We start from the raw sequence: 12,885 nt of genomic DNA on the forward strand, positions 1-12,885 counted from the left end.
GGATTGAACTCCCTTTTTGGAGTTCTAAAAAGAGGACGAATTCCTCTTTAAAACTCTTTGGAAAATACATATTTTAGAGGTTTGGAGGCTTGCCTCCATTTTAATAAAGAAATCAGTTCGCTGATTTCATGCTGAATTATGCATTATAAAGTATACATTTTAAATTATATGAAAGGTAGAACGTATGATTGATTTAGAAATTTTAGAGAACAATGTTAAGAAGAATGATATTAAAAATAAATATATATTTGTAGGGCTTGATGAACTGCTTATTAAAGAAGGGATAGATTCTATAATTAACAGTACTCTTGATGAAAACTTTAGGGAACTTAACCTTATTCGTATAGATGGTATGAATACAACATTCAAGTCAATTATGGATAACTGTGAAACACTTCCTTTTATGAGTAGTAAGAAAGTTGTTGTTGTATACAGAGCAGAATTTTTAAAGGATAAGACTGACAGTGCTTCTAAATCACTTTACACTGAGATGAGGGAGTATCTTAAGAATACTCCAGACCATTGCGTACTTATTATGTATTATCTTCTTAATGACAAAAGAGATAGGGCTGAGAAGAATCTTAAGTTTAAGACATTAGGAAAAACTTGCGAAATAGTTAAGGCCGATAAACTTAGAGGTGAGAAACTCCTTAAAAAGGTAAAGTCTATTTTTGATGAGAAGGGTAAAGACATAGGAAGAATTGAACTTAAGTATTTCTGTGATACAGTAGAAAACAATTTTAACGTAATTGAAAGAGAAGCTGAAAAACTTGTATGCTATGTCGGTGATAATAACATAACAAGAGATGATATAATTGCACTTACACCTAAGAAGGAAGACGAAGACGTTTTTGACCTTGTAGAGTTTTTAAGCATCAAAAGACCTGAAAAGGCTATTGATCTTATGAATGAACTTATAGCAAAAGGTGAGTCAGTTACTAAGATTCTTGCACTTGTTGAAAATCAGATGAATATGCTGTTTAAGATAAAATCAAAACTAGATGAGAAAAAGAGCAAGGATTTAATTGCAAGAGAAATAGGCAGACCTTTATTTGTTGCGGAAAAGCTTATAGGACAGAGTAGAAAATTTTCATATAAGTCACTTGAATTTGCCATGAAGGAATGTGTAAAAACAGACAGACTTTTAAAAAGCACAGGCGGAGATAAGAAGATGGAGATGGAACTACTATTTTTGAACATTTGCATAAAATAATTAAAAGTGAAGAGTAAAAATGAAACTAAGATAAACATGCTATATGAGAGAAAGCAATGTAATGCCAAATGCCAAGTGCCAAACGCCAAATGAAGGTTATAATTCATGGAGCTGCACCCATGAATTTAATATAATGGAGAGACACCCCTCCAAGCCACCTGCCGGATTACTGAACGTAATACGGCTTGTTTTTTACTCAGCGTGTAGTTATTAAATTAAGTAACTTCACCAATTTAGTTGATACTAGCTCTAATTTTTAATAAAAAGAGCTTTTAGATAGATTTGTCCTCTTAATTAAAAAGTGTTTTTGCGCAAAAAATAACCGGTCTATACTGACCGGTTTATTTATTACAATTAAGCCATTGCGTTTAACTTTGCAGCTAGTCTAGATTTCTTTCTAGCAGCCATGTTCTTGTGAACAACACCTTTAGTGCAAGCCATATCTAAAGCTTTAGCAGTTTTAGAGAAAGCAGCTGTAGCTTCTTCCTTATTTCCAGCAACTATTGATGCTTCAAAGTTCTTTATCTCTGTCTTAAGAGCTGACTTTATCATCTTATTTCTTAAAGTTTTGTTTGCAGTAACTTTAATTCTTTTTTTAGCTGATTTAATATTTGCCATTGGTATTCACCCCCTTCGTTATTTTAGGGTTCTCTGCAGTTTTTGGGGAAATCTGCGTCCGAGTTAATATTCAACAAGGGTTATTATAGCATTGATAAGGTGTTTGTTCAAGTTTTTTATTAAAATAAATAAAAATAAAGTGTGAGGAAATACTAAATTATAAGTTGAAAAACGTACTAAAAAGTATTTTAAGAAGGTGACATAAATAAATGATTAATGTAAGAACAGATTTAGCCGTAGAAGCAAGAGAAATTTATAAAAACATACATAAAAGAGAAGCAGATGGCGTTATATTTAAAGAAGATGAAAAAGATGATATAAAGATTACAACAGTTGAGGTAACTACACCCGAAGGTGCTGAGAAAATTGGTAAATCTATAGGGAAGTATATAACAGTTGATATACCAGAATATACACATTATGATGGCGAGCTTATGGACGATGTATCAAAGGTAGTTGCGGATTATCTTGCAGATCTTATTGAGGTAAAAGAGGATAAGACTGCGCTTGTAATCGGGCTTGGCAACAGGAATATTACGCCTGATGCACTTGGACCTAAGGTTGTGGAACAGATGATGATAACAAGACATCTTAAAAAGGTAATGCCTGATACTATTGATGATTCAGTAAGATCAGTATGTGCATTATCACCTGGTGTTTTGGGTATAACTGGTATAGAAACTGTTGAAATTGTTAAAGCAGTTGTTGATAAAATTAAGCCCTCACTTGTAATATGCATTGATGCTCTGGCTGCAAGAAATTTAGAAAGAATAAATAAAACAATTCAGATAGGAAGTACTGGAATATCACCTGGAGCAGGGGTTGGAAACAACAGGGAAGGAATAAACGAACAATCTCTGGGAGTGCCCGTAATAGCAATTGGAGTTCCTACAGTTGTTTATGCTTCAACTATAGTAAATGATTCTATAGATAATATAATTGATGGTCTTATGGAGCAGACAAAAAATAATAAGGCTTTTTTCTCAATGCTTAAGGATATAGATAAGAATGAAAAGAGTGCACTTATAAAATCAATGATCAGTGAAAAGGGCAAGGATATGATAGTAACGCCTAAAGAGATAGATGTAATAATAGAATCAGTATCAAAAATTATTTCAATGTCAATAAATAAAGCTCTTCAGCCAAATCTTGAAATGGAAGACATCAATAAATTTATGAATTAGATTAGAGAGCAGAACGAAGAGAGAAGAGAAAAGGAGGAAACTCATTTGGGGAATGCCAAATACCAAATGTCAAATGAAGGATGCCCCCCCCCAGCAGGATTTTCAAAATAAGAGGACTTGTTCCTCTTATAACTCTTTAAATTGGAAATTTGGAAAGTGTAAAAATTATGTTTTTTAAAAAGAGTATAGATTACCACTATCATAAAAGTAAACTACAGGTGAAATTGCGTTCAGCAACTTCATAGGAGGTTTGGAGGTGGAAAACTCTATTATTATTTAGAAATTTGTGAGTATAGCGAATAAGTTTCTACCTGTTCTCTCTCTGCTCTCATAGCTCTAATCTTTTCAGATAATTTAAAAATCATATTTGTAATGTTGATCTCATATATCTTAAATATAGGTTAAAGAATTTGTTTTGGTTTGTGAGGTGCATTATGAATAATCAAAAAAGTGGTGTTTTTCATTATATAACAGTTGTACTGCTCTACGCAGTGGTTATAATATTTGGGATTTTTATTTTTAAGGGATATGAAAGTATTGTTAGTAAGAATAATGATTCAGATAAAATAATAGTAAGAAGTGTAATTCCATATTTAAATAGCAGTAGTTTTGATAATGAGAATTCTAACAATATATATAGTAATGGAATTTTATCCTATCTAAATGATATGTTTTTTAATCCAGTTAATATTGTAAAGAATCAGATTCCGTTATTTAAGGAATACAATAATGTTAAGTATAATAATCATATTAATTTTGATGAAAATGGCAGAGAAATAACGAAGATTAATTCATACAATGTAGATTCAAATAGTATTATAAAATTGAATCCAGAAGAGAAAAAAGGAACTGAGGGGTTATCTGTTTCAAAGGCTTTTAATAAAGACCTTGTAAAACAGCTTAATGAAGGAAAGCCAGAAGTGCTTATTTATCACAGTCATACTATGGAAGCTTATGGCGCTGCCAGTGACAGCGCTGATACATCCCAAAGTGTTATAGGCGTAGGGGGGGTGCTTCAAGATGAGCTTAAGAAATATGGTATTGCTTCAATACATGATACTACAATAAGCAGGTCATATGATGAAAGTTACAATCGTTCAAGAAATACAGTAAGTGAGTATTTGAAAAAGTATGGTGACTTTAAGATTATTATTGATCTGCATAGAGATTCTGTTCCTAATAAGAGTGCTATAACAGCTACACTTAATGGAGAATCAATGGCTAAAATCATGTTTGTTACAGCTAATAATAATCCTCATGCCAAAGATAATCATGCTCTTATTGATGAAATGAATAATATGGCCAGAAAGCTGTTTCCAGGTCTTTCAAGAGGAATAACATGCTATAGAAATGGAAAGAACAAATCATTTAATCAAGATTTAAGTAAAAACGCTTTCCTTATAGAAGTGGGATCTCATGTAAATACTCCTAAAGAGGCGCAGACAACGGCTAAGTATATTGCAAGACTTATTGCTGAAAAGATAAATGGGAAAAAATAGTGCATAAAAAAACAAGAAATGAACATCCTTATATAATATGATAGTGAAATTTTATCTTGAATTTATAGAGAATATTTTTCCTTTATAGATTCTTAGATTTAGTGAATAGATAACAACGAATAGTGAATAGAAAAGGTTGAAATTCATATAGCTACGCTTAAGCAGGCATTCCAAATCTCTGATTTGGTATGTTCACTTAGGTCTTGACAATGAATTTATCATAATGGAGGATTCTTCTCCAAGCCTCCTATGCAATTACTGACGTAATTGCATCTGTTGTTCTTTTGTAATTAGAACTGAGCTTCAGCGAAGTTCTTACATCAACTGTTCGTTGTTCACTATTCGTTATTCACTGTATAAAGGAGGTCGTTTTTTGAAAAAGAAAATCTTAGCCATACCGATTATAATGATTCTTATAATGGTATTGTGTAGTTTTATAGTTATTAATATAAGTTTCAACAGAGATATGACCACATTTACAAATAGTTATAGAAAAAATACAGAACTTATAAATTCAAAGTTTGGAAATTCTGCACAAAAATTTTATAGTGATAAAAGTATAATTAAACTGTATAATAGACAGGGAGTAATTTTTATTGACTTAAATAATAATTTATATAAAATAGACTTAACAGATATAAAGAATAAAATTAAAAATATGTTTTGAGTTAAATTATTTTACAGCGAAAGAAAAAAGAAATGGGGGTGGAATGAAGCTGATGCACATTATGATAAGCGCAGCTTCGTACTAGTATGACAGAGAATAGACAAAAGTATATTAGAAATTTTTCTATTGTAGCACATATTGACCATGGAAAGTCTACATTAGCGGACAGACTTATTGAAAAGACAGGAACTCTTACTAAAAGAGAAATGGAAGATCAGGTACTTGACAACATGGAGATAGAAAGAGAAAGAGGTATAACTATAAAGTCACAGGCAGCAAGACTTGTATATAAGAGACCTAGTGATAATCAGGAATATATCTTTAATCTTATAGATACTCCAGGACATGTCGATTTCAACTATGAGGTTTCAAGAAGTCTTGCAGCATGTGAAGGTGCACTTCTTGTAGTTGATGCAACTCAGGGAATACAGGCACAGACACTTGCAAACTGTTATCTTGCATTAGATAATGATCTTGAAATTGTACCAGTTATCAATAAAATAGATCTTCCAAGTGCAAGACCAGATGAAATAAAGGAAGAAATTGAAGATGTTATAGGTATAGAAGCATCAGAGGCGCCGCTTATATCAGCTAAGACAGGACTAAATGTTGAAGATGTTCTTGAAGCTGTTGTTGAGCAAATACCTGCTCCAAATGGAGATAGTGAGGCTCCGCTTAAGGCGTTGATTTTTGACTCATACTATGATAGTTACAAAGGTGTTGTAAATCACGTTAGAATATTAGACGGTAAAGTAAAAGCAGGAACAAAGATTAAGCTTATGGCTACAGGCAAAGTATATGAAGTAGTTGAAGTTGGTATATTTTCACCTAATATGCGTGCAATTAAGGAATTAAGCGCAGGAGATGTTGGATACATAACAGCATCAATTAAGAATGTAAGGGATGCCAGAGTCGGAGATACAATTACATATGCCGACAGACCTACAGACGAAGCACTTCCAGGATACAAACCAGCAGTGCCAATGGTATATTCAGGTATATATCCAGTAGATGGAGCAAAATACGGTGAACTTAAGGATGCACTTGAAAAGCTGCAGATAAATGATGCTGCTCTTAACTTTGAACCAGAAACATCAATAGCTTTAGGATTTGGATTTAGATGTGGATTTTTGGGATTACTTCATATGGAAATAATCCAAGAAAGAATTGAAAGAGAATTCAATCTTGATATTATTACAACAGCACCTTCAGTTATTTACAAAGTAACTAAGACAGATGGAACTTTATTAGAGCTTACTAACCCTACAAATCTTCCACAACCAACTGAAATTGCTTATATGGAAGAGCCTATAGTAAAGGCTTCTATTATATCACCAACAGATTACGTTGGATCGATAATGGAACTTTGCCAGGATAGAAGAGGAAAGTATATAGATATGAATTATTTAGAGGAAACAAGAGTTGTAATTCATTACGAACTTCCTTTAAATGAAATAGTATATGATTTCTTTGATACTTTAAAATCAAGAACTAAGGGATATGCTTCTCTTGATTATGAACTTAAGGGATACGATAAGTCAGAACTTGTTAAGCTTGATATACTTCTAAATGGTGATGTTGTAGATGCACTTTCTATGATAGTTCCAAAGGAAAGAGCTTATCATAAGGGAAGAGGAATCTGTGAAAAGCTTAAGGAGATTATTCCAAGACAGATGTTTGAAATTCCAATACAAGCAACAATAGGTTCAAAGATAATCGCTAGAGAAACAGTTAAGGCTATGAGAAAAGATGTCCTTGCAAAATGTTATGGCGGAGATATCTCAAGAAAGAAAAAACTTCTAGAAAAACAGAAGGAAGGAAAGAAGAGAATGAGACAGGTAGGTTCTGTTGAAGTTCCACAGGAAGCCTTCATGAGCGTTCTAAAGGTAGACTAGTTAATGTAGAATGTATATTTTATAATGTATAATTCAGGATGAAATTCACGAAGCTATGCTCGTGAATTTCAAACTTAATGGAGGGATACCCTCCAAACCTCCTGTAAAATTGCTAGATGCAATTTAATTTGAGAGTTTTTAAAGAGGAATTTGTTTTATTTTAAGCAGGTATTCCAAATCTTCGATTTTGTATATTCGCTTACGTCTTGACCAAGCAGGTATTCCAAATCTTAGATTTGGTATGTTCGCTTATGCTTTGGCTTGTGAACTGCGCTTCAGCTAAGTTCAATCCGAAATTATACATTATACATTTTAAATTATAAATTAATGAGTGGGGTGTAAAGATGAAAGAAATATCTTTATATATACATATACCTTTCTGTAAAAATAAGTGTATGTATTGTGATTTCCCATCATTCGCTGGAAAGGATAATCTTAGAGACAGATATGTTGCTGCTCTCATCAAGGAAATAAAGATGAAAGCAGAACAATATATAATAAAGACAGTCTTTATAGGTGGGGGTACTCCCACCTATTTAACTTTAGAGGAAATGGATATACTTTTATCTGCCATAGATAAGCTGAAGTTTGCAGATGATTATGAATTTACAGTTGAGTGTAATCCGGGAACATTGACATTTGAAAAATTAAAATTAATGAAAGATAGAAAAGTAAACAGGCTAAGTATAGGTCTTCAGTCAACAAACAATTCACTGCTTAAGACACTTGGACGTATTCATGATTATAAGACTTTTGAAGAAAATTATAATCTGGCAAGAAAAGCGGGTTTTGATAATATAAATGTAGACTTAATGTTTGGACTTCCAGATCAGAAAGTCTCAGACTGGATAGAAACATTAGAAGATATAGTGAAACTAAACCCAGAACATATATCTGCATACAGCTTAATAATAGAAGAAGGTACGCCATTTTATAACATGTATAATAATGACAGACTTAACCTGCCGTCTGAAGATGATGAAAGGGAAATGTACCATTCTGCAAAAAGAATCTTAGAGCAGAACGGCTATCATCAGTATGAAATATCTAATTTTGCAAAGCAGGGCAGAGAATGCATACATAATGAAGTTTACTGGATGCTTGATGAATATCTAGGATGCGGCAGTGCTGCATCTTCATATGTTAATGGCAATAGATATAAGAATGAAGAAAACATAGAAAAATATATTAATGATATAGAAAATGATACTACTTCAGTAGAAGAAGAAATACACAACTCCTTAGATGATAATATGGAAGAGTTCATGTTCATGGGGCTTAGAATGATAAGAGGAGTCTGTGAAAAAACTTTTGAGAAAAAATTCGGCGTAAAAATAGATACTATCTATAAAGATGTAATAGATAAGCATATTAATGAAAAGCTACTTGTAAGAGAAAATGGGAGAATCTATCTCACAGCAAAAGGCATTGAACTTTCAAATTACGTCATGAGTGACTTTATACTGACATAAGTACAAAAAAATATAGTTAATAATAGCATTAGTGAACAACGAACAGAGAATAACGAATAGTTGGGGAAATAACTTTGCTATGGCGAAGTTATTATTATAAAAAATACAGGCTGAATTACGTTTAGTAATTCAGCAGGAGGTTTGGAGGATTTTCCTCCATTTTGATAAATTCATAAGCGTAGCAAAATGAATTTTAACCATTTCTATTCACTGCTCGTTATTGTTATTCGTTTTTACAAGATTGTTGTGGGGCTGCAGGTGATTATGCAGTCTTTTTTTATGCTTAATTTTAAATTATGCTCAATTTAGAAAAATAAATTCATATGTATGCGATTTATTGAGGAAATGGAAGAAAAACAGAGCGAATATATAAAAATATTAAAAAAACGGCTGAATTTGCGATAAATATAATTATATTAAAATTGACAAAACTAAATATAAATAATATATTTAAAGCATAGTCATTAGCACTCAATGATAGTGAGTGCTAACAGAAAAAGGTGGTGTTAGTGATAGACGAAAGAAAGATTAAAATTCTACAGGTTATTATTAATGACTATATAACTACTGGAGAGCCGGTAGGATCAAGGACTATCGCTAAAAAGTATGAGCTGGGAGTAAGCCCGGCTACAATAAGAAATGAAATGGCAGACCTTGAGGAACTTGGGTATCTTGAGCAGCCACATACTTCTGCAGGTAGGATTCCTTCTAGCAAAGGTTACAGATTATATGTAGATAAGCTTATGAAACAGCAGCAGTTATCCTTAGAAGAACAGCTTGCCATAAAAAATGAAATAATTGATATGGCGTTGCTTGAAGTTGATAAGATGGTTAAACAGGTAAGTTCTTTATTATCCGATCTTACTAAATTAACTTGTGTTGCAAAGACTCCATCTTTTAATAAAGGCTATATAAAATCACTTCAATTAATGATTATTGATGAAAATAATATTCTTGTAGTAATAATTACTGACCGTGGAGTAAAGAATAGTATTATCAAAGTAAAAAATATTCCAAGCAGTAATGAAATCGAGAATATTAATCATGTTTTAAACATGAGATTGAAGAATCATACAATTGAGCAGATAAATCTGCAGGTGATTAACTCTATAAGAGATGATCTTACTGGATATGATGACATTTTTAATCCACTTATTAAGGTTCTATATGAAACACTTAACAATGGGAATGAAAATGATGATGTTGTTACAGAAGGAACAACAAATATATTTAATTATCCAGAGTACAATGATATAGAAAGTGCCAAAGAAATATTAAGTCTTTTAGAGGACAAAGGTAAAATTAGTGCTCTACTTGATAATAAAGATGGTTTTTCAATAAGGATAGGTGATGAAAATTATCTTCCTGGCGCTAAAAATTGTAGTGTGATTTCAGCAGTATATTTTATGGATGATGTACCGCTAGGTACAATTGGACTTATAGGGCCAAGAAGAATTAATTATTCTAAAGTAGTCTCTATTATGGCTGAAGTTATGAAAGAATTGAATGAAGTTATTAACAAAAAGAAACTATAGATATTTGAGAAATAGAGATGAGGTGTTTGGTAAGTTATGGATAATAAGAAAGATAAAGAAGAAAAGATAGAAGAAACATTAAATGATACTGTAGAAACTGATACTAAAGAAGAAACAGCAGAAAATGAAGTTAATGAAGTAAAAAATGAAGCAGATAATGCTCCGAAGGAAGAAGATAAAGATGATGATAAATTCTCTAAGCTTACTGAGGAGTTATTCAAAGCTAAAGAAGAAAATACAAAGCTAAATAATGAGCTGAATACATTAAAAGATAGGCTTGTAAGAATCAATGCTGAGTATGACAACTTTAGAAAGAGAACTGCTAAAGAAAAGGAAGGCATTTATGCAGATGCATGTAATGATGTATTAAAGGAAATGCTTGGTGTTCTTGATAATCTTGAAAGAGCTGTTGCAGTTGAAAATAGTTCTGTAGAAGACTTGAAGAATGGTGTCGATATGACAATGAGACAGTTCAAGAATGCATTTGATAAATTAGGCGTTGAAGAAATAGATGCAAGTGGAGAATTTGATCCACATCTTCATCAGGCAGTAATGCATGTTGATGATCCAGATTTGGGTAAGAACGTTGTTGCTGATGTCCTTCAAAAAGGATATAAAAAAGGTGACAAAGTCTTAAGATACACAATTGTTAAAGTTGCAAATTAAATATTAATTTAACATAAAAATAAAATTCTAAATAGATAATATTTGAGGAGGAAGAAAAATGGGAAAAGTAATAGGAATAGATTTAGGTACTACAAATTCATGCGTAGCAGTTATGGAAGGTGGAGAACCAGTCGTAATCGCTAACTCAGAAGGAGCAAGAACAACTCCATCAGTTGTTTCATTCCAGGCAGATGGAGAAAGATTAGTAGGACAGGTTGCTAAAAGACAGGCAATAACAAATCCTGATAAAACTATAATGTCAATAAAGAGACATATGGGAACTAACTACAAAGTTAATATAGATGGAAAAGAACACAGCCCACAGGAAATATCAGCTATGATTCTTCAAAAGATAAAGGCTGATGCTGAAAGCTACCTTGGAGAAACTGTTAGTGATGCAGTTATCACAGTTCCAGCATATTTTAACGACAGCCAGAGACAGGCAACTAAGGATGCAGGAAAGATTGCAGGACTTAATGTTTTAAGAATAATCAACGAACCAACAGCTGCATCTCTTGCTTATGGTCTTGATAAGCAGGAAGCTGCTCACAAGATATTAGTATTTGACCTTGGTGGTGGTACATTCGATGTATCTATACTTGAACTTGGAGACGGAGTATTCGAAGTTAAGTCAACAAATGGTGATACTAAACTTGGTGGAGATGACTTTGACCAAAAGATAATGGATTATATAGCTGAAGATTTCAAAGCTAAGAACAACATAGATTTAAGAAATGATAAGATGGCTTTACAGAGATTAAAAGAAGCAGCTGAAAAAGCTAAGATAGAATTATCTTCATCAAATCAGACAATAATCAACTTACCATTCATCACAGCTGATGCAACTGGTCCAAAGCATATTGAAATGACTTTAACTAGAGCAAAATTCAATGAAATTACTCATGATTTAGTTCAGAGAACTCTTGAACCAATGAAGAAGGCATTAAGCGATGCTGGTCTTTCAATCAACGATGTTGATAAAGTAATATTAGTTGGTGGATCTACTAGAATCCCAGCTGTTGTAGAAGCAGTTAAGAACTTTACAGGAAAAGAACCTTCAAAGGGAGTTAACCCAGATGAATGTGTTGCAGTAGGTGCTGCTATTCAAGGTGGAGTTTTAACAGGAGAAGTTAAGGATGTATTATTACTAGATGTTACACCATTAACTTTAGGAATTGAAACTTTAGGTGGAGTTGCTACACCATTAATCGAAAGAAATACAACAATACCAACAAGAAAGAGCCAGGTATTCTCTACTGCTGCTGATGGTCAGACTTCAGTTGAAATTCACGTAGTACAAGGTGAAAGACAGATGGCTGCTGACAATAAGAGCTTAGGAAGATTCACACTTTCAGGAATTGCTCCAGCACCAAGAGGAATTCCTCAGATTGAAGTTACATTTGATATAGATGCTAACGGTATAGTTAAGGTTTCTGCTGTTGATAAGGCTACTAACAAGGAAGCTAACATCACAATTACAGCTTCAACTAACTTAAGCGATGATGAAATAGATAAGGCTGTTAAAGAAGCTGAAAGATTTGCTGAAGAAGATAAGAAGAGAAAAGAATCAATCGAAGTTAAGAACAATGCAGAACAGATAGTTTACCAGACTGAAAAGACTTTAGGAGAACTAGGAGATAAGGTTTCAGCTGAAGATAAAGCTAAGGTTCAGACTAAACTTGATGAATTAAAGAAAGTTAAAGATGGAGAAGATATAGAGGCTATTAAGAAGGCTACTGAAGAATTAACTCAGGAATTCTATGCAATATCTTCAAAGATGTATCAGCAGGCTAACCCACAAGGAGCAGATCCAAACATGGGAGGAAACCCAGGAGCTGATGCAGGACAACAGGCACCACATGATGACAATGTTGTAGATGCTGACTTCAAGGTAGACGACGACAAATAATAGAATATTAAGTTTTGACACTTAATTAACTTGTAGATATAATATCAAAGGGAAGGCACCTAAGTCTTCCCTTTTTCTAAGCAAAATATATATAATAGTTGATTCTGCGCAAACTAGTATAACTGAAGAAAATCTATAATTTGAGTATAGATGCAATTTAGTGAATAGAGAACAACGAATAAGGAATAGTTAAGGAATGAACTTCGTAAAAGCGCAGTTCAAAATAA

10 protein-coding genes are annotated in these 12,885 nt (G+C 32.7%); 9 read left to right on the forward strand and 1 reads right to left on the reverse strand.

Features of this window, described 5'->3' with window-relative positions; genetic code table 11:
- The first annotated feature begins 184 nt into the window (after nt 1-184).
- Complete coding sequence (gene holA / locus FYJ33_RS06815; RefSeq protein ID WP_154530998.1) at nt 185-1,213, forward strand: DNA polymerase III subunit delta; 1,029 nt, start codon at nt 185-187, stop codon at nt 1,211-1,213.
- Between the two features lie 354 nt (nt 1,214-1,567).
- On the opposite strand, the gene rpsT is transcribed toward holA, so the two are convergent.
- Nucleotides 1,568-1,831: a 30S ribosomal protein S20 gene (gene rpsT / locus FYJ33_RS06820; protein ID WP_154530999.1), complete on the reverse strand. Its 264-nt coding sequence runs from the start codon at nt 1,829-1,831 to the stop codon at nt 1,568-1,570.
- A gap of 209 nt (nt 1,832-2,040) precedes the next feature.
- Here rpsT and gpr point away from each other — a divergent pair, with 209 nt between their 5' ends.
- The 8 genes from gpr to dnaK all read left to right on the forward strand — a co-directional run bounded on the left by gpr (nt 2,041) and on the right by dnaK (nt 12,658).
- Nucleotides 2,041-3,015, forward strand: coding sequence for a GPR endopeptidase (gene gpr, locus FYJ33_RS06825; RefSeq protein ID WP_154531000.1), 975 nt, complete (start codon nt 2,041-2,043; stop codon nt 3,013-3,015).
- A gap of 434 nt (nt 3,016-3,449) precedes the next feature.
- The gene (locus FYJ33_RS06830) at nt 3,450-4,514 is read left to right on the forward strand and encodes a stage II sporulation protein P (protein ID WP_154531001.1); all 1,065 of its coding nucleotides are present in this window, start codon (nt 3,450-3,452) and stop codon (nt 4,512-4,514) included.
- Nucleotides 4,515-4,887: 373 nt separating this feature from the next.
- Complete coding sequence (locus tag FYJ33_RS06835; RefSeq protein WP_154531002.1) at nt 4,888-5,181, forward strand: hypothetical protein; 294 nt, start codon at nt 4,888-4,890, stop codon at nt 5,179-5,181.
- An 86-nt stretch (nt 5,182-5,267) separates the two neighbouring features.
- The gene (gene lepA, locus FYJ33_RS06840) at nt 5,268-7,076 is read left to right on the forward strand and encodes a translation elongation factor 4 (RefSeq protein WP_154531003.1); all 1,809 of its coding nucleotides are present in this window, start codon (nt 5,268-5,270) and stop codon (nt 7,074-7,076) included.
- A gap of 344 nt (nt 7,077-7,420) precedes the next feature.
- A complete protein-coding gene (gene hemW / locus FYJ33_RS06845; protein WP_154531004.1) occupies nt 7,421-8,548 on the forward strand; it encodes a radical SAM family heme chaperone HemW in 1,128 nt (375 codons plus the stop codon).
- A 509-nt stretch (nt 8,549-9,057) separates the two neighbouring features.
- The gene (gene hrcA / locus FYJ33_RS06850; RefSeq protein ID WP_407717515.1) at nt 9,058-10,083 is read left to right on the forward strand and encodes a heat-inducible transcriptional repressor HrcA; all 1,026 of its coding nucleotides are present in this window, start codon (nt 9,058-9,060) and stop codon (nt 10,081-10,083) included.
- A gap of 36 nt (nt 10,084-10,119) precedes the next feature.
- Nucleotides 10,120-10,749, forward strand: a complete 630-nt coding sequence (gene grpE / locus FYJ33_RS06855; protein ID WP_154531005.1) for a nucleotide exchange factor GrpE — start codon at nt 10,120-10,122, stop codon at nt 10,747-10,749.
- A 58-nt stretch (nt 10,750-10,807) separates the two neighbouring features.
- On the forward strand, nt 10,808-12,658 hold the full coding sequence (gene dnaK / locus FYJ33_RS06860; RefSeq protein WP_154531006.1) for a molecular chaperone DnaK: 1,851 nt from the start codon (nt 10,808-10,810) through the stop codon (nt 12,656-12,658).
- Nucleotides 12,659-12,885: the final 227 nt, after the last annotated feature.

Source organism: Inconstantimicrobium porci (assembly GCF_009696465.1).
In the GTDB taxonomy this organism is placed as follows: domain Bacteria; phylum Bacillota; class Clostridia; order Clostridiales; family Clostridiaceae; genus Inconstantimicrobium; species Inconstantimicrobium porci.